The sequence below is a fragment of the Natronobacterium texcoconense genome, assembly GCF_900104065.1.
GTDB lineage: Archaea > Halobacteriota > Halobacteria > Halobacteriales > Natrialbaceae > Natronobacterium > Natronobacterium texcoconense.
In genome coordinates, this window is record NZ_FNLC01000001.1 from 953,223 (window position 1) to 970,945 (window position 17,723).

General features: G+C 64.5%; 15 protein-coding genes. 10 read left to right on the plus strand and 5 right to left on the minus strand.

Going from position 1 to position 17,723, the window contains the following annotated elements; translation table 11 throughout:
* Positions 1–2: 2 nt before the first annotated feature.
* The 4 genes from BLR35_RS04855 to BLR35_RS04870 form a co-directional block, all read right to left on the minus strand.
* Entirely contained in the window at positions 3–890 is an 888-nt protein-coding gene (locus tag BLR35_RS04855; RefSeq protein WP_090378158.1) for an ABC transporter ATP-binding protein, read from the minus strand.
* Position 891: 1 nt separating this feature from the next.
* Complete coding sequence (locus BLR35_RS04860; RefSeq protein WP_090378161.1) at positions 892–1,734, minus strand: ABC transporter permease; 843 nt, start codon at positions 1,732–1,734, stop codon at positions 892–894.
* A 91-nt stretch (positions 1,735–1,825) separates the two neighbouring features.
* Positions 1,826–2,599 (minus strand): CPBP family intramembrane glutamic endopeptidase, encoded by a 774-nt coding sequence (locus BLR35_RS04865; RefSeq protein WP_090378164.1) that lies wholly within the window; start codon positions 2,597–2,599, stop codon positions 1,826–1,828.
* A gap of 123 nt (positions 2,600–2,722) precedes the next feature.
* Positions 2,723–4,012: a M20 family metallo-hydrolase gene (locus tag BLR35_RS04870; protein WP_090378166.1), complete on the minus strand. Its 1,290-nt coding sequence runs from the start codon at positions 4,010–4,012 to the stop codon at positions 2,723–2,725.
* Positions 4,013–4,109: 97 nt separating this feature from the next.
* Between BLR35_RS04870 and BLR35_RS04875 the strand changes: the two genes are divergently transcribed.
* From BLR35_RS04875 to BLR35_RS04915, 9 genes are all read left to right on the plus strand, one after another.
* Positions 4,110–4,571: a dCTP deaminase/dUTPase family protein gene (locus tag BLR35_RS04875; protein ID WP_090378169.1), complete on the plus strand. Its 462-nt coding sequence runs from the start codon at positions 4,110–4,112 to the stop codon at positions 4,569–4,571.
* A gap of 71 nt (positions 4,572–4,642) precedes the next feature.
* Positions 4,643–5,107, plus strand: a complete 465-nt coding sequence (locus BLR35_RS04880; RefSeq protein WP_090378173.1) for a universal stress protein — start codon at positions 4,643–4,645, stop codon at positions 5,105–5,107.
* Between the two features lie 161 nt (positions 5,108–5,268).
* Positions 5,269–6,246, plus strand: a complete 978-nt coding sequence (locus tag BLR35_RS04885; RefSeq protein ID WP_090378176.1) for an ROK family protein — start codon at positions 5,269–5,271, stop codon at positions 6,244–6,246.
* 117 nt (positions 6,247–6,363) lie between these two features.
* Entirely contained in the window at positions 6,364–7,845 is a 1,482-nt protein-coding gene (locus BLR35_RS04890) for an LVIVD repeat-containing protein (RefSeq protein ID WP_090378179.1), read from the plus strand.
* Positions 7,846–7,886: 41 nt separating this feature from the next.
* A complete protein-coding gene (leuS, locus tag BLR35_RS04895; protein WP_394328354.1) occupies positions 7,887–10,583 on the plus strand; it encodes a leucine--tRNA ligase in 2,697 nt (898 codons plus the stop codon).
* 84 nt (positions 10,584–10,667) lie between these two features.
* Positions 10,668–10,883 (plus strand): hypothetical protein, encoded by a 216-nt coding sequence (locus BLR35_RS04900; protein WP_090379692.1) that lies wholly within the window; start codon positions 10,668–10,670, stop codon positions 10,881–10,883.
* A gap of 99 nt (positions 10,884–10,982) precedes the next feature.
* On the plus strand, positions 10,983–11,585 hold the full coding sequence (locus BLR35_RS04905; protein ID WP_090378182.1) for a DUF420 domain-containing protein: 603 nt from the start codon (positions 10,983–10,985) through the stop codon (positions 11,583–11,585).
* Between the two features lie 301 nt (positions 11,586–11,886).
* Positions 11,887–12,918 (plus strand): Gfo/Idh/MocA family protein, encoded by a 1,032-nt coding sequence (locus BLR35_RS04910; protein WP_090378185.1) that lies wholly within the window; start codon positions 11,887–11,889, stop codon positions 12,916–12,918.
* Positions 12,919–13,009: 91 nt separating this feature from the next.
* Positions 13,010–13,480: a pyridoxamine 5'-phosphate oxidase family protein gene (locus BLR35_RS04915; protein ID WP_090378188.1), complete on the plus strand. Its 471-nt coding sequence runs from the start codon at positions 13,010–13,012 to the stop codon at positions 13,478–13,480.
* A 52-nt stretch (positions 13,481–13,532) separates the two neighbouring features.
* Here BLR35_RS04915 and BLR35_RS04920 read toward each other — a convergent pair whose 3' ends face one another.
* A complete protein-coding gene (locus BLR35_RS04920; protein ID WP_090378191.1) occupies positions 13,533–13,985 on the minus strand; it encodes a response regulator in 453 nt (150 codons plus the stop codon).
* Between the two features lie 201 nt (positions 13,986–14,186).
* On the opposite strand from BLR35_RS04920, the gene BLR35_RS04925 reads away from it, so the two are divergent.
* Positions 14,187–17,714, plus strand: a complete 3,528-nt coding sequence (locus BLR35_RS04925; protein ID WP_090378194.1) for a PAS domain S-box protein — start codon at positions 14,187–14,189, stop codon at positions 17,712–17,714.
* Positions 17,715–17,723: the final 9 nt, after the last annotated feature.

A 17,723-nucleotide genomic window follows, 5' to 3' on the forward strand; every position in this document is an offset into this window, starting at 1 on the left:
AACTACTGGGTTCGCTCGGATCGGTTCTCGCTCCGGACGTGAGCGTAATAGTTGAACAGGTCGGTGTAGGTCGACCGATCGCGCTCTCCGAGCGCTCCATCACCGATCTCGAGGTCGTCGACGCTGGTCTCCGGCGGCAGGAACGCACGCTGTTCGTCGCCGTTTCCGAACGTCTGTCCCTCGAGGAGCCGCTCTGTCGGGAGCGACGTTCCACGCGCCCGAACGACCGTCGGAAGCGTCGACAGCAGTTCGTCGGGCGGGCCGCTGGCGACGACGCTGCCGTCGGTGAGAAAGACGAGTCGGTCGGCGACGTCGGCGTCGAGCGGTGCGTGACTCGAGAGGACGACGGTCCGCCCCTCGTCGGTCAGTTCTCGAATCGTCTCGTGGATCGTCTGGACGACGGAGAGGTCGAGTTCAGCGGTCGGTTCGTCCAGCAGGTACAGCGGGACGTCGGCCGAGAGCGCGATCGTCGCCTCCAGTCGCCGTACCATCCCGCCGGAGTACTCCTGAACCGGTCGATCGAGGTCGTCCGCGATCCCGAACCGATCCGCGAGTTCTCGCCATCGGTTCCCGGCCGACGGGTGGAGATCCCGGTAGAACGCGATGTTTTCGCGACCGGTGAGACCCGGATCGGCGATTCCACCCTGTAACGTGACGCTCGTCCGCCCCTTCGCCGCGGGATCGGTGGGTCCACAGCCGTCGAACAGGCTGATCGTTCCATCGTCGGGAGTTGCGCTCCCTGCGAGACACGACAGCAGTACCGACTTCCCTGCCCCATTGGGCCCCATGAGTACGACGAGTTCGCCGGCCTCGACGGCGAGATCGACGCCCTCGAGGACGCGCCGGTCGTCGAAGCGTTTCCGAACGTCGCTGGTCTCGAGCAGGCTCATCTCACTCACCTCCGTACGCGACGCGACTGACGAGCGCGACCGAGACGGCGACGAGTCCAACTCCGTATCCCGCCAGCAACGCGACGTGTTCCGGCAGGGACGGGGGATCGGGCGGCGTCATGAACCCGACGTTCTCGGGGCCAGCCCAGGCGACGAGCTGGAGTCGGGTCGCGAGCGAATTGGGTGCGAAATTCACGATCTCGGGCGAACCGGCGATCATGTGGGGGACGATCCCATTCTGGCCGGTGAGATAGAACGCGACCAGGACGGTGACGACGGCGATCGTCGTCATGTACTCCGGTTTCGGAACTGCGACGGCCAGCAACAGTGCGAGTGCCATCGCGATCAGGCAGAACGTCACCAGCGTCAGCACGAGAACCACTATCGTCGTCGGCGTGATCGCTTCGAATCGAGCGCCGGTGGCGACGGCAGCGACGATCGTCGCGACGTACGAACCGGTTCCGATCGCCACCCCTGCGGTGAACCGACCGGCGAGATCGGCCGTCGGCGAGATCGGCATCGCCCTGAGTTTTCGGTACCGATCGGTCTCCAGATCGCGCGCGAACTCCCCGGCGAAGACCGCGACGGTGACGGTGAACGCACCGAAGAGGCCGAACGTCATCCCGAGTGCCGCTCTCGTGAGCGCGTCCGCGTCGTCGACGAACAGGACCAGCGTCAGCGCGTACCAACAGATCGGCCACGCGATCGTCAGGGCTGCGATCGTCTTTCGCCGGACGAGTTGCTGCAGGTGCCTGCGCGCGAACGCCCAGGCCTGTCGCGTCCAGGGAACGGTTCCTGTCTCCCGGCGAAGGGAGACGCCGTCCGCATGCGTCGCATCCGTCATCGTCGAAGCCTTCGGGAAGGTGTGAAAAAGGATCGAGGTACGGTCAAAATCAGTTTTTAGCGCACCGGGACGAGTGGCCGGAAGCGGAGCGTCACCAGAGCACGGGAACGACGCCGACCGTGACGAGAAGCCCCCAGACGTTGATCGAGAGGTGCATCAGCCACGCACCGACGAGGTTGTCGTACCACAGCCGCAGCACCGTCAGCAGGGCACCGAGCAGTCCGGTGACGACGATGCTCACCACGCCAGCCATGAATACGTGGACGAGCGCGAACAGCAGTACCGAGAGGATGCTCGCGGCCACGATTCCGTATCCGCGAGCAACGAGGTGACCGAGAACCAGTCCCCGGAAGAGGATCTCCTCGGCGATCGGGGCGACGACGACGGTGCCGAAAACCAGCGCCGCGATCCCTGCGCCACTCGTCACCAGCCCACGATCGTGCGGTGCGAGTCCGACCGTCTCCGCGGCGTTGTTCCCGACGACGACGATCGCGATTCCGACGAGTGTCGCGAGGAGCGCAGCACCGATCTCGTCCGTCGAGGGCTTACGAACGACTACGGCGGCCCGCCACGTCGCGCGATCCCACTCCCGGTACAGCCAGTAGACGATGGCGGCGTACGCGACGCCGAGCGGAACGATCAGGGCCCACTGTGGCCACCCCGGATCAGCACCCTGGTTGGCGGTTATCCCCGCCGTCATCACGAATGCCGTGAACGCGATCGGGACGAACGGCAGTGCGAGTACCCACTCGAGCGAGCAGTCGACGAGCGGTTCGACCGTCCGCTCGAGTCGCCGTCGCCGTCTCGCCCACGAACCGGCGGAACCCGGTTCGACTCGGTCGGTCGTTGGTGTATCGGGAGCCATAGCTGGCCGTACGGGGAGAGTCACAAAACCGATCGGGTACGGTTAAAACGGCTTTTTACCGTTCGAAAGCCGTAACGGTTGAAATCCTGTGACCGCACGACCAGATCGAAGCCGTCCGTCCGTTCACTCACTCGCGAGACGTCGGATCGCTTCCGCCAGGACTCGAGCACCGGTCGCGCAGTCTTCCCAGTCAGTCCATTCGCGGGGCGTGTGCGAGAGCCCGTCCCGCGACGGTGCAAAGAGCATGCCGGCGTCGGTCACCCGCGAGACGTACATCGCGTCGTGGGCCGCACCCGAGTGAAGCGAGAGCGACTCGACACCTGCGTCCGCGACACTCTGCTGGAGAGCGTTCCGACACCGGTCGGTCATCGGTGCCGGCTCAACCTCGAGTTCGATCTCGAGTTCCGTTTCGACGCCGCGGTCGGCCTCGAGGGCGTCGAGGCAGTCCCGCGCCCGCTCGAGGAGCCGATCCATCGTCTCGGCCTCGACGTCCCTGATATCGACGCCGAGTTCGACCTCGCCGGGGACGACGTTGGTTGCGTTCGGCCGGACGTGACTCTTTCCGACGGTCGCGACGGCGGTTCCTGGACCGTCTTCGCCGACGCCTGCGAACTCCCGGCCCGCCCGCTCGAGTTCGAGGACGAACTCGCTGGCGGCTACCAGGGCGTCCGTCCGGTCCTTCATTCCGGTGGTCCCCGCGTGATCTGCCTCGCCGACGAACCGAGCGTTCGCGTGGACGATACCCGTGATCGTCGTGACGACGCCGGCCGGGACCGCACGCTCCTCGAGGCGCGTGTCCTGCTCGACGTGCAACTCGAGGAAGGCGTCCCAGTCGGCCGGCTCGAGACGCCCCTCGCCGCGGTAGCCGATCGACTCGAGTGCCGCCTCGAGGGTCGTCCCTTCGTCGTCGGTCAGTGCGAGCGCGTCCTCGACCGTGCGGTGGCCCGTGGCGACGCTGGATCCGAGCAGGCCGCCGCCAAAACGGGTCCCTTCCTCCTCGGTGAACGAGACGACGGCGATCGGTCGTGCCGGTTCCACGCCGGCTTCCTGCAGGGCGCGGACGGCCTCGAGCGCCGCGTAGACGCCCAGCGGCCCGTCGAAGATACCGCCCTCGGGAACCGAATCGAGGTGGCTCCCGGCGACGACCGGCGCAGCGTCGGGGTCGGCTGAGGCTGGCGTCCACGTCCCGAAGATGTTGCCGACGGTGTCTATCGCGACCGAGAGGCCGGCGTCCTCGAGTCGTTCGACGAGGTAGTCGCGAGCACGACGGTTCGCCTCGGTTCCGGACAGGACCGTTCGACCGTGTCCTTGTGCCTTCAGTGCCTCGGTCGCGCCGAACTCGGCGTTTCGCTCGATGTCGGACCGAAGCCGGTCCCGGTCGATCAGGACGTTTCCGTTCGCGTTCGCACTCATACGGACTCGTTCGTAAGCCGGCCGGATACGGTTTCGTCTCGCGGCAGTGGTGACGTCAGTACGTTTTTTGTCGTCTCGAACCGTCAGTTCACACCGAATGTCAGCCGATCATCCGCTCGCCGACTACGTCGACAACCTGGTGTACGAACCCGCACAGGCACACGACCACGGAATCGATCTGACGGCGAGTGCGATCTACGAAGTCGCCGGTCCCGGCCGCATCGACTTCGGCGGCGACGAACTCGAGGACGCCGACCTCGAGCCAGTCGAGACCGAACTCCGCGATCCCGACGACGAGTTCGGCTGGTGGCACCTCGAGGGCGGCCAGTACGTCCTCCAGCACAACGAGTTCCTGACCGACCTCGAGGAACCGCTCTATCTCCAGCCACGCACCGAGTTGCTCGCTCGCGGCGTCTCCCATCCGTCGATGCAGGTGGTCTCGCATCTGCCGCTGATCCCGCTTACCGTCGCCGACGGCGGCGTTCGGATCAAGGAGAACGCTCGTGTCTCGACGCTGCTGCCGGTCGGCGCTCGAAAGACAGCGGCCGACCCCCGATAGACGGCCTCCTCGCTTCCGAAATACTGCGCCGACGTGAATACTTAAGCGGCTAGCAGTATCTATGTTGATTAATGGCGATAGATACGATTTTGCTGGCCGTCGGCCCGATGGACACCGTTCGTGCGGACGGACTCGCAGAGACCGTCCTCGAGATCGCGGAGCCACTCGACGCGACGGTCGTAATCGGTCACGCGTTTACCAAGCGGGAATACGAGGAGTTCCGGGACGAGCTCGGACTCGAGGAGCGCGTGGAGAACGTCGATCCAGACGCGGTCGCCGAAAAGCGGCCGCCGGTCGGTGATCTCGCGGAGATGTTCGAGGAGGAAGGTGTCGATCACGAGGTTCGGGGCTCGCTTGGCGACGTCGGCGACGAGGTCGTCGACATGGCCAGAGACGTCGACGCCGACCGCATGGTCCTGGGTGGCCGTCGTCGCTCGCCGGCCGAAAAAGCCGTTCTCGGCTCGGTTTCTCAGGACATCATCCTGCAGGCACCCTGTCCCGTCACCTACTACCGGGATCTGGACGTCATGGAGTGACGGGTGATCGCCGGGGTGTTTCCGTGCTGTCGCCGAACTTGCTCTCGAGCGGATAGCCGACGTCGACGACCCGGGAGACGACGTAATTGTTGTGGAAAGCTACTCGCTCCCGAGTCGTATCTTGGTAGTTAAGTACGCAGGCGGTCTGTCCTCAAGACAGGATGGTCTACTACGCCGGCGTCGACCTCGGCGCGACCAACGTACGGGCCGCCGTCGCCGACGACGATGGCACGACGATCGGTGTCAGCCGCAACGGAACTCCTCGCGGGCCGACGGGAATCGACGTGACGGAAGGCGTCCTGCGAACGCTCCGCCAGGCCTGTGACGCCGCCGGGATCGATTCGGACGAAATCGACGCTGCGGGGATCGGCTCGATCGGCCCTTTCGACCTCGCGGAGGGTGCCGTGATCGACCCGGCGAACCTGCCGGACTCGATCGACCGGATTCCGCTCACCGGCCCCATCGAGAAACTGATCGACAGCGAGGAAGTCTATCTCCACAACGACACGAACGCGGGCGTCATCGGCGAACGGTTCCACGCCGACCGCAACCCCGACGACATGGTCTACATCACCATCTCCTCGGGGATCGGCGCTGGCGTCTGCTGTGACGGCAAGATCCTCGACGGCTGGGACGGTAACGCGGGCGAGGTCGGCCACACCGTCGTCGACCCGCGGGGTCGGTTGACCTGTGGCTGTGGACACGACGGTCACTGGGAAGCCTACTGTTCGGGGAACGGTATCCCCGAGTACACGCGACTGCTCGCCGAGGACGACCCGACGATCGAGACCGTACTGCCGCTCGAGGATCCCGACTTCACGGCGAAAGACGTCTTCGACCTCGCCGGCGAGGACGAACTGGCCGACTACACGATTGAGCAACTCACTCACTGGAACGTGATCGGTGTCACCAACATCGTCCAGTCGTTCGCGCCGCTCGTCGTCTCCTTCGGGGGTGCCGTTGCGCTCCACAACGAGGAACTGGTCGTCGACCCGATCCGCGAACGCGTCTCCGAGATGTTGCTGAACAACGTTCCCGAATTCCGGGTTACTGATCACGGCGACGACGTCGTCCTCGAGGGCGCACTGGCAAGCGCTATGACCGGCGGGACCGGCGACCGACGCCAGTTCGAGAACTGATACTGACGGACGAAACGAGACACAGACCGATCGCACTCGAGAGTTCCCTGCTTTTGTCGGTACTCTGATCTGGGAACTGCCCGACCCTATTTGGTCGTCCATCTCGTGGGGGGCAGTATGCAGCGGAGAACGCTCCTTCGTCGGAGTGGCACCCTCGCGTTTGCCCTCCCCGTTTCCGGTTCGACGGCCGCAGGTGCGGCATCGGTCACGGGTTCCTCTGTCGCGACAGCCGTCAGTGACGAACCGTACGAACCGCTCGGCCGAATCGCAGTCGACGGAACCGCCGAAGCCGTCGTGGGCGACGACGGCGAGACTGCCTATCTCGCTACCACGACCGGATTCGCTATCGTCGACGTCAGCGATCCGTTCGACCCCTCCCTTCTCTTCGAGGAGACCAGTCTCGAGGTCGACGGCGACCCGCTACTCGAGATTCTCGACATCAAAGTCGACGGCGACCGACTGGTCGTTCCCGGCCCGGCAAACGCGAGTTCGAGCTATCCCTTCCACGGGTTCATCTGCTACGACGTGAGCGATCCCAGCGATCCAGCAGTGATCGACGAACCCTACGAGACCGGCTTTCACATCCACAACTGCTATCTCGAGGGCGAACACCTCTACGTCGTCGCGAACAGCGAGGCCGAGAATCCGCTGGTCGTCTACGACGTCGCCGACGGAATCGAGGAGATCGGCCGCTGGTCGCTCATGGAGCGCGAACCCGGCTGGGAGGAGGTCGGCTGGCTCACCCGATACCTCCACGACGTCTACGTCCACGACGATATCGCCTATCTCGCCCACTGGAACGCCGGCACCTACCTGCTGGACGTCTCCGACCCCGCGTCACCGGAGTACCTCTCACACGTTTCGGAGACGTCCCTCGAGGAGACCCGCGAACTCGAGGCGGTCGACGATACTAGCCTCGGACTGCCCGGCAACGACCACTACTCGGCGGTCGACGAGACGGGGGATCTCCTCGCGGTCGGCCGGGAGGCGTGGGAGACAGGCGGCGAGGAACCGGACGGTCCGGGTGGGATCGACCTCTACGACGTGAGCGACCCGACTGATCCCGTTCCTCGTGGCTCGATCGATGCCCCGCTCGCAGCCGACGAGAGCTACCAGGCTGGGTTGTGGACGACGGCACACAACTTCGAACTCCGCGACGAGATGCTGTTCTCGTCGTGGTACCGTGGTGGAGTAAAGATCCACGACGTGAGCGATCCCGAATCGCCCGAGCAACTCGCGTGGTGGCGCGACCCCGATGAGGCAGGGTTCTGGACCGCCCGCGTCGCCGAACCGGGCGAAACGTTCGTCGCGAGCAGTACGCCCGTGATCCCCAACGCGCCGACCGAAGGGGCGCTGTACACGTTCCGAATCAGGGCCGGCGACCAGTCCGATCCGCCGTCGCTCACCGATCCCACGGCGGTCAGATCCGACGACAGGGACGAAGACGGACCGCCGAACGGAACCAAGGGTACCGGCACCGGCATGACCGACAGGTCTGGAGACGAAGACGATGATCCGACACCAGGGTTTACCACGACTGCCGTCGGCATCGGGGCTGGCGGCGTAGCCACACTCGAGTGGGTCCGTCGGCGCCAGTAGCGGTGATAGGGCCGAAATCCTGCACGTGACCGAACAATGATATGGCCGGCACGCCCAGTGAGAACAACGACCGTACCGCAATGACACACTACGATCACGCGCAGGTACAGGAGTTCTGGCAGTACGTCTGGGAGCGCGAGGACGTCTACGAACTATCGGACGACGCGACGGACCCGACCTACGTCCTCGGAATGTTTCCCTACACGTCGGGGACGCTCCACATGGGACACGTCCGAAACTACGCAATCACGGACGCCTACGCCCGCTATCGGCGCATGCAGGGTGACGACGTTCTCCACCCGATGGGGTGGGACGCGTTCGGCCTCCCGGCAGAAAACGCCGCCTACGAACGGGCGAGCGATCCGAACTCCTGGACCCAGGCGTGTATCCGCCGGATGCGGGAGGAACTCGAGACGATGGGCTTTGGCTACGACTGGTCCCGCGAGATCACCACTTGCGAACCGGCGTACTACCGCTGGAACCAGTGGCTGTTCGCACGCCTCTACGAGGCCGGTCTCGTCGAGTACGAGGCTGCGACCGTCAACTGGTGTCCGGACTGCGAGACGGTGCTTGCCGACGCACAGGTGACAGAGCGCGAGGGCGAACGCAGTGAGCCCTCGGAAGAAACGAGCGCCGAACGCGTCTGCTGGCGCTGCGAGACGCCCGTCGGCCGGCGGGAACTCGACCAGTGGTTCTTCACCATCACCGACTACGCCGACCAACTCCACGAGGGACTCGACGACCTCGAGGGGTGGCCCGACGGCGTCCGGGAGATCCAGCGCAACTGGATCGGTCGCCAGGAGGGAACGAGGATCGAGTTCGACCTCGAGGATCACGGAGGCGTCGACGTCTTCAGCACGCGCTCCGATACGATCTACGGGGCGACCTATCTCGCGGTCTCGCCCGGTCACGACCTGACGCGGACGCTGGCCGAAAGCGACGATGCCGTGGCCAAGTACGTCGACGACGTCCGCGAACGCGGCCCCGACGAGGTCGGTTTCTCGGGGATCGAGACCGACGCGGTCGCCGTCCACCCGTTGACTGGAGAGGAACTGCCAGTTTACGTCGCCGGCTACGTCCTCGAGGACGTCGGCACCGGTGCGGTGATGGGCGTTCCCGCACACAACGAACGCGACCACGCGTTCGCTCGAGAGCACGACCTGCCGGTCGAACGCGTGATCGAATCGGAAGACGGCGACGCGGACGAACCCTACACCGGTGAGGGAACGCTAGTCGAAAGCGGCGAGTACGATGGGCTCGAGACCGCCGAGGCACGCCAGCGACTCGTCGACGACCACGACGCACTCGAGGAGGACGTCACCTACCGCCTGCGGGACTGGCTGATCTCCCGGCAGCGCTACTGGGGGACGCCGATTCCGATCGTTCACTGTGACGACTGTGGTCCCGTTCTCGTTCCCGAGGACGACCTTCCGGTCGAACTCCCCGAGTTCGTCCGGACGACGGGGAACCCGCTCGAGGAACACGAGACGTTCCGCGAGACGACGTGTCCGGAGTGTGGCGGCCCAGCCGAGCGCGAGACGGACACGATGGACACGTTCGTCGACTCCTCGTGGTACTTCCTGCGATTCCTCTCGCCGAACCTCGAGGACGCTCCCTTCGACACCGAACGCGCCGAGGAGTGGCTACCGGTCGACGTCTACGTCGGCGGCGACGAACACGCCACGCTACACCTGCTTTACACGCGCTTTTTCACGCGGGCGCTGGCCGACCTCGGACTGCTGGATCGGCGCGAACCGATTCGGGAACTCAGAAGTCAGGGGACGGTGCTGTACGACGGCGAAAAGATGTCCAGTTCGAAGGGGAACGTCGTCGAGCCCCACGAGTACGGCGCGGAGACGACCCGGCTGTTCGTCCTCTCGGCCGCTCACCCCGAACAGGACTTCGAGTGGACCGCGAACGACGTCCGTGGTGCCTACGAACTCCAGCAGACGCTGTACGAGATGGCGACGTCGTTCGTCGAGGAGACCGACACCCGCGTGCGACGTCGTGCTCACGACGAGTACGTCGCCCGCGAGATCGACCGGACGCTCGCCGCGGCCACCGAGGAGTACGAACGGTTCCGGTTCCACCGCGCCGCCACAGAGATCCAGGAGCTCACCCAGCTACTGCGGCGCTACCGCGAGTTCGACCGGATCAACGAGACCGTCTACCGCCGCGGCCTGCTAACGCTCGCGGCACTGATCGCGCCGATGGCACCCCATCTCGGCGAGGAACTGTGGAACAAACTCCGCGGCGAAGGACTGGTCGTCGACGCCGACTGGCCCACACCCGAATCCGAGGTCTCCGACTACCGCCTCGAGCGCCGACTCGTCGAGACCACCCTCGAGGACGTCCGCGACATCGTCGAGACCGCGTCGATCGACGACCCCGAACGGATCGAACTGGTCGTCGCCGAGGACTGGAAGTACCGGACCGTCGAGTCGCTGCGAGCGGGCGAGGAGTCGGTCGTCGATCGAGTGCTCGAGGGCGACGTCGACGCGCCGGACCGGGAAACCGTCGGTGCGTTCGTCGGCGACGTCGCCTCGCGCGGGGAACAATCGGGGATCGACCGCGCCCTCGATCCCGAACGGGAACGCGAGGTGCTCGAGCGGGCGGGCTGGCTGATAACCGACGAGTTCGACGCCGAGGTAGGGGTTCGGAGAGCGACCGATGACGACGATCTGGGGGAGAAAGCCCGTCCCGGGAAGCCGGCGATCCGGATCGATCGAGACGGCTAACTGTTCGTCGGAGTGAACTCGAGGTTCGAGCGCTCGTCGAGGACGAGAAAGCCTATGTGTTCGTACTCGACAGCCGGAATCGTAATGGACGAAAATCGGACCGTCGCCGACATCCTCGAGCGGGTACGGGAATCCCGGCGTCGCAAACGCTGTCCCGACTGTGACGACGTCGTGGCGATCCGTGGGTTCAGGGGCGAGTACCAGTGGAAGTGTGTCGACTGTGACGCGGTCGGGTTCGGGTACACGAGCCGGTCGGCTGCGCTCGAGGCGCTCCAGCGGCGGCGTCATCGATCGGAATAAAAACAGCACATCACCGATCGCAGCAGATCGCCGATCGCTGCCCGCTCGAAACTACCCGGAACAGCAAGACAGATACATCCACTCTCCTAACGGTCGACAATGGCAACTGCGGACGCGAAACGTCGGCTCCGGGAGCGACCGATCGGTGCGACGATCCTCCTGACGATCGTCGGCTACGTACTGGTTATCGGGACGTTCCTTCTCGACGTGCCGATCTATCCCGACCTGACGAACGCACAGGTAACCATGTTCACGCACGCAATCGCCGTCATCAACGCGGCCACGACGGTCCTGCTGGTCGCCGGCTGGTACTGGATCCGTGTGGGCGAGGTCGAGAAACACCGGTTCGCGATGGTCGGTGCGTTCGCGCTGATCCTGCTGTTCCTGGTGGTCTACCTGATCCGGGTCGGCGGTGGCGGCGAGAAGCTATTTGACGGGCCCCAGACGGTCTACTACGCCTATCTGCTCATGCTGGCGATCCACATCGTGCTCTCGATCGTGGCGGTGCCGGTCGTGCTCTACGCGCTGTTGCTCGGGTTGACACACACCCCGACGGAACTGCGCGAGACCGCACACGCACGGGTCGGGCGCATCGCCGCCGCGTCGTGGATCCTGAGTCTCGTCCTCGGCGTCGTCACGTACGTGATGTTGAATCACTGGTACGGCTACGAGTTCGCGGCGATACTCGTCCCGCTGTTGTAACCTACCGTTCTCGTTTTCGTATCTGGTCGACGAGTCGTTCGTTCCAACGGGATTCCTGCTCCGGCCGGTCGCTCCAGACCCACTTGCAGTATCGCAAGTGCTCGAGACAGTTTTCGTGGGATAGCTGCTGTCTGCAGCCCGGACAGGTTGGCATAGCGAAACGGACGCTAGCCAGGAGAGAGTAGCTTCCGGTGGCGGCCATCGGCCGTCGTTCGGAAAGAAAGAACGTCTCGTCGTGGTAACGGTCATCGTAACCGACCGTCGGGAAAGCGCTTTTCGGGCCTGACATGGCGGCTAGCGTATGCAATTCGGTGCAGCCGCGATCGGGCTCGGTGGGCTCGGCCAGCTATCGCTCGAGGTGCTCGCGGCCCTCGAGGACGTCGAGATCGTCGCAGGAGCCGACGTTTCCGCCGACGCGAGGGAGGTCTTCGAACGTACGTTCGATGCGCCGGCCTACGCGGAATACGAGCGGATGCTCGCGGACCGTTGCGAGGAGATCGACCTCGCGTTGATCGTCACGCCACACACGCTCCACTACGAGCAGGCGCTTGCGTGTCTCGAGTCCGGCGTCCACGTTTACCTCGAGAAACCGATGGTGACCGACGTCGGCGACGCGGTCGACCTGCTCGAGGCGGCCGACCGGAACGACTGCGAGTTACAGGTCGGCTACCAGCGACACTTCCATCCCGGCTTTCTCGAGATCAAGCGACTGGTCGACACCGGACGGATCGGCGACCTCCACACCGCGGACGCCTATCTCGGGCAGAACTGGATCGACCTCCACGAGGGGACCTGGCGGGTCGATCCGTCGCTCTCAGGCGGTGGTCAGCTGTACGACACCGGCTCGCACCTGCTCGACGCGCTGCTGTGGATGACCGGGGCGAAACCGGTCACCGTCTCGGCTCACGTGAGCTACGCGTCCCCGAGAGTCGACGTCAACAGCGCGCTTTCGCTGCGTCTCGAGCGCGAGGCTGACGATCGATCTATACTGGCGAGCGTTACGATCAGCGGCGACGGCGTCAACCTGTCCCCGTCGGAAGGGTACGCGATCTGGGGGAGCGACGGCCGGGTCGCGTTCGACGGCGAGGTGATCCGACTCGAAGAACGCGGTGGGACGGTCTACGAGAGCACGATCGACGCGTCGACGGACTTCTCGACGCTGACAGCGGCGAAGTTGACGAACTTTCTCGAGTCGATCGAGGGGGAAGTAGATCCGGCGGTCCCGGGCGAGGTCGGTCTCCAGGTGACTGCACTGACCGAGGCGACCTACCTGGCGGACGAAGAGGAGCGTCGAGTCGACGTTCAGTCGGTGATCGGCGACGCTCGCGAGTGACCGTCGGCAGTGAGACCGGGTGTGACGACGCTTGCGAGCGTTCGTCTGCAATGGGACCGGGTGTTATGACGCTCGCGAGCGTCGAGGTCGTATGAACGTTCGCGGTTCACTCACCGAGGAACAGGTCGTCGAGTTCCTCGAGAGCCAGACGGTTCCGATCAGAGTCGCCTGCCGGACGCCGTCCGGCCACCTCTGGATGCTGTCGCTGTGGTACCGCCGTCGGGACGAAGCCGACAGCTGGACGCTCGCGTGTGCTACGTCGGCGAACGCGACCGTCGTCGACTACCTGACCCACGACGCGAAACCGGCGGTTGCCTTCGAGGTTTCGACGAACCATCCGCCCTACCGTGGCGTTCGCGGTCGTGGTACGGCATCCGTCGCGCCCGACCCGGAGAAAGAGACGCTCCGTGCGCTCCTCGAGCGATACCTCGATGGGACGGAGTCGGAACTGGCACGGACGTTGCTACGGGAGGAGCGTGAGGAAGTGACGATCACGATCGACCCTGTTACCGTGTACGGCTGGGATTTCTCGGAGCGAATGCGCGAGCGGAAAGAGCAGTGACTGGTGTTCGAAGTCGCGGGTGTCGTGTTCTCCCGTAATCGAGCCACTCTCCTCACGCAGGCATCGGTGGGTGCTGTACCGAATCGATCCAGAACCGTTCGATCGCTTTCGCCATCGACGAGAACTCGTCGGGGCTGTTAGGTTTGGTGAGATACGCGTTTGCAGCGCGCTCGTAACTTCTGGCGACGTCCGATTCGTCTCGCGAACTCGAGAGGACGAGTACTGGCGGTGGCGGGTACTCGAGATCGTTGTTGATCGTCTCGAGGATCGTGAACCCGTCGACGCGGGGGAGATTGAGATCCAGAAGTATCACGTCGGGAGTCGTTTCCGATCCGTCTACCCCACAGTGCTCGAGGTACTCGAGTGCCTCGTTACCGTCGGTGGCGGTGTGAAATCGTATCTCGGCGTCGGTCGTCCTGAACGCCTCCTGGGTGAGCCGAACGTCACCTGGGTTGTCTTCGACGAGGAGTACGTCGATGGGTTCGTCGGGAGAGTGATCGGTCATAGATACTCCTACTTGATCGCCGAGGTGCCTAAGGCTGCTACCAAAGTACGTGGGTATCGGCGTCTTCGTGTCGATTTCGAGCGTCTCGGAACGGTCCGATCACGTATCGACTGTAACAGTGCCCGGTCGTCGGAACAGACGGACTGCCGATGGTCGGCGCGACAGTGCCTTTACGGTCTACCGGCACCTACTGGATCCGAAATGGATCCGTCCCCCTCCAGCCCCGAGACGGAACGCGGCCACTGCGTCCGCCAGCAGCGCGTCCTCGCCGACCTCGGTGACCGCGCACTCGAGAGCGACGGTCTCGACGACCTGTTTCGTGACGTGACGCGGACGGTAGCCGAGACGCTGGACGCGGATTCGTGCAAGCTGTTAGAGCTATCGTCGGACGAGAGCCGATTTCGCTTGCGTGCTGGGGTTGGCTGGGACGACGGCCACGTCGGGAACGCGACGGTCCCTGCCGATCACGATTCACAGGCGGGATACACGCTGGCCGCGAGCGAACCTGTGATTGTCGAGGATCTCCGAACCGAAGACCGGTTCGAGGGCCCTGAACTCCTTCGCGAACACGACATCGTGAGCGGGATCAGCGTCGTTATCGGGACGAAAGCGAAGCCGTGGGGTGTTCTCGGCGCCCACGCGACGACTGTCGGCGCGTTCACTGACGGGGACCTGCTCTTCCTCAGGGGCGTGGCGAACGTCCTCGCGTCGGCGATCGAACGCGACCGTGCGGAACGGCGCCGGAACGTCGAACGGACGCTCAAGGAAGGTATCGTCGAGACGAGTCCGATCGGTATCACGATCGTCGGCATAGACGGAGAGATGCGGTTCGCAAACGATCGTGCCGAGGAGATATTCGGCCGGAGCAAAGAACAGATCGACGAACTCCGGTTCGACGATCCGGAGTGGGACGAGATCGGCGTCGACGGCGAGCCACTCGAGCGCGAGGAACTGCCCTTCCCGCGGATCGTCGACGCCGAAGAACCACTGTACGATCAGGTCAGTGGCGTGTTGCGATCAGACGGGGAACGAATCTGGATCTCGGTCAACGGCGCACCGCTCTACGACGCCCGTGGTGAGCTAGACGGCGTCGTCTTCGCGATCGAAGACGTTACGGAGCGGTTTCACCGGGACCGCGAACTCGAGCGCTACGAAACCGCCGTCGAGACGGCTCAAGACGGTATTTACGTACTCGACGACGAACGGCGATTCGAACTGGTTAACGACTCGTTCGCCGAGTTGACGGGGTTTTCCCGCGAGGAACTTCGGGGCAGAGAGGCCACGGACGTGTTCGGGAAGGACTTCGATGCCGTCGAAGCCGAGATACGGGCGGCCACCGACGACGACAGGAGCCCGATGTTCGAGGAGACGATCCAGGCAGGGACGGACGAGTTCCGGACGATCGAGAGCCGGTTTACCATCCTGACCGGCGAAGACGGCCGCGAAAAACGTGTTGGCGTCGCCCGGGACGTCACCGAGCGCAACCGTCTCGAAGAACAGCTACGTGCCGAACGAGACCTGAAAAACGAGATTCTCGCGACGAGTCCGGTCGGTATCACGCTGCTCGACGCCGACGGCATGAACGTGTACGCGAACGATCGTGCCGAGGAGTTGTTCGGCCGACCGCTCGAGGAAGTACAGGACTACGTCCACGGCGACGATCGCTGGAACCTCGTCGACGAAGACGGCGAACCGCTGTCCGGCGAGGAACTACCGTTCAGTACCGTCCGGGAGACCGGTGAACCGGTCTACGATGAAGTGCTCGGAATCGACCAGCCGGACGGAACCCGGGTGTGGCTCTCCGCACACTGTGCACCGCTTACCGACGCCGACGGCGAGTTCGACGGCGCAGTGTACGCGTTGCGAGATATCACCGAACGCAGACGACTCGAGAGCGAGCTCGAGGAGATGTTCGGGCGCATCACGGACGCATTCTACGCGCTCGACGAGGACTGGCGGTTCACCCACGTCAACGGCCGCGCCGAGGAACTGATCGACTTCACCGGTGAGGGGCTGGTCGGGGAACACATCTGGGAGACCTTCGAGTGGGCTGCCGACTCGAAACTCCGCAAGGAGTACGAGCAGGCGATGGAGACTCAGGGGTCTACCTCGTTCGAGTTCTACTACCCCGAACCCCTCGAGACGTGGTTCGAGATCAATGCCTACCCATCCGAGACCGGACTGTCGGTGTACTTCCACGACGTGACCGAGCGCAAGGAGATGGAGACCGAACTCCGCGAGCGCGAACAGGTCCTGCGCGACGCCAAGGAACGACTCGAGGCGGCGACCGAAGCCGGGACGGTCGGCACCTGGGAGTGGAACCTTCCAGAAGACGAGTTCGTCACCGGGCCGGCCTTCGCCAAGACGTTCGGAGTCGATCCGGCCGACGCACGCGAGGGGATCTCGGCCGAACGACTGCTCTCGTCCGTCTACGAAGCCGACCGCGAGCACGTCAGAGCCAAAATAAAAAACGCTGTCGACAGCTGCGGCGAGTACGAGGCCGAGTACCGCGTCTGGGACGCAGACGAGGAGCTTCGGTGGGTGATCGCCCGCGGTCACGTCGAGTGCGACGAGGAAGGGAATCCCCAGACGTTCCCCGGCGCGTTGACCGACATCACCGAACGCAAGCAGGCCGAACTCGAGGCCGAGCAACAGCGAACCCAGCTCGAGACGCTGTTCGACGTGTTACCTGTCGGCGTCATCGTCGCGGACGCCGACGGCGCGATACTGCGGGCGAACGATACGGCACGGGAGATCTGGGGTGGTGACGTCTTCGACGACGAAAGCGTCGCGGAGTACGAAAAGTACGACGCGGTCTGGGCCGACTCGGGCGACCCCGTCGAACCCGGGGAGTGGACGATATCGAAGGTGGTCCGTGGCGACGCAGTCGTCGACCCCGATATTTACGAAATCACGTCGTTCGACGGCAGCCAGCGGATCATCATGGAACACGGAATGCCCGTCAGGGACGAGCAGGGGGACGTGACCCGGGCCGTCGTCGTCCTGACCGACATCACCGAGCGCCGGGAGTACCAGCGCCGACTCGAAGAGTCGAACGAACGACTCGAGCAGTTCGCATACGCTGCCAGTCACGACCTCCAGGAACCGCTGCGGATGGTCTCGAGCTACCTCCAGTTGCTCGAGAGCCGGTACGCCGACGAACTGGACGACGACGCGGTGGAGTTCATCGACTACGCCGTCGACGGCGCCGAGCGCATGAAAGAGATGATCGACGGCCTGCTCGAGTACTCGCGGGTCGACACGGGGGGTGAGCCGCTCGAGCCGCTGGCCCTCGAGGACGTGTTCGCGGACGCCTGCAGGGACCTCGAGGTCCGGATCGAGGAGGCCAACGCCGAGATTCGCGCCGAATCGTTGCCGCGCGTCGAGGGCGATGGCAATCAGCTCCGGCAGGTGTTCCAGAACCTGATCTCGAACGCGATCGAGTACAGCGACGGCGAGTCGACACGGGTCGATATCTCGGCCGAGCGTGCGGGCGACGAGTGGGTGATCGCCGTCGAAGACGAGGGGATCGGAATCGATCCCGACGACGCCGAGCGGGTCTTCGGGCTGTTCGAACGGCTGCACGCTGTGGACGACCATGCCGGCAGCGGCATCGGGCTCGCACTCTGTGAGCGCATCGTCGAACGTCACGACGGCGAGATATGGGTCGAGTCCGAACCCGGAGAAGGATCGACGTTCTACTTCACGCTACCGGCAGCGGACGAGTGATACGGATTG

Coding starts and splice junctions, on each gene's coding strand:
- BLR35_RS04855 (WP_090378158.1), bottom strand. CDS start 890: ATGAGCCTGCTCGAGACCAGCGACGTTCGGAAACGCTTCGACGACCGG.
- BLR35_RS04860 (WP_090378161.1), bottom strand. CDS start 1,734: ATGACGGATGCGACGCATGCGGACGGCGTCTCCCTTCGCCGGGAGACA.
- BLR35_RS04865 (WP_090378164.1), bottom strand. CDS start 2,599: ATGGCTCCCGATACACCAACGACCGACCGAGTCGAACCGGGTTCCGCC.
- BLR35_RS04870 (WP_090378166.1), bottom strand. CDS start 4,012: ATGAGTGCGAACGCGAACGGAAACGTCCTGATCGACCGGGACCGGCTT.
- BLR35_RS04875 (WP_090378169.1), top strand. CDS start 4,110: ATGTCAGCCGATCATCCGCTCGCCGACTACGTCGACAACCTGGTGTAC.
- BLR35_RS04880 (WP_090378173.1), top strand. CDS start 4,643: ATGGCGATAGATACGATTTTGCTGGCCGTCGGCCCGATGGACACCGTT.
- BLR35_RS04885 (WP_090378176.1), top strand. CDS start 5,269: ATGGTCTACTACGCCGGCGTCGACCTCGGCGCGACCAACGTACGGGCC.
- BLR35_RS04890 (WP_090378179.1), top strand. CDS start 6,364: ATGCAGCGGAGAACGCTCCTTCGTCGGAGTGGCACCCTCGCGTTTGCC.
- leuS (WP_394328354.1), top strand. CDS start 7,887: ATGGCCGGCACGCCCAGTGAGAACAACGACCGTACCGCAATGACACAC.
- BLR35_RS04900 (WP_090379692.1), top strand. CDS start 10,668: ATGGACGAAAATCGGACCGTCGCCGACATCCTCGAGCGGGTACGGGAA.
- BLR35_RS04905 (WP_090378182.1), top strand. CDS start 10,983: ATGGCAACTGCGGACGCGAAACGTCGGCTCCGGGAGCGACCGATCGGT.
- BLR35_RS04910 (WP_090378185.1), top strand. CDS start 11,887: ATGCAATTCGGTGCAGCCGCGATCGGGCTCGGTGGGCTCGGCCAGCTA.
- BLR35_RS04915 (WP_090378188.1), top strand. CDS start 13,010: ATGAACGTTCGCGGTTCACTCACCGAGGAACAGGTCGTCGAGTTCCTC.
- BLR35_RS04920 (WP_090378191.1), bottom strand. CDS start 13,985: ATGACCGATCACTCTCCCGACGAACCCATCGACGTACTCCTCGTCGAA.
- BLR35_RS04925 (WP_090378194.1), top strand. CDS start 14,187: ATGGATCCGTCCCCCTCCAGCCCCGAGACGGAACGCGGCCACTGCGTC.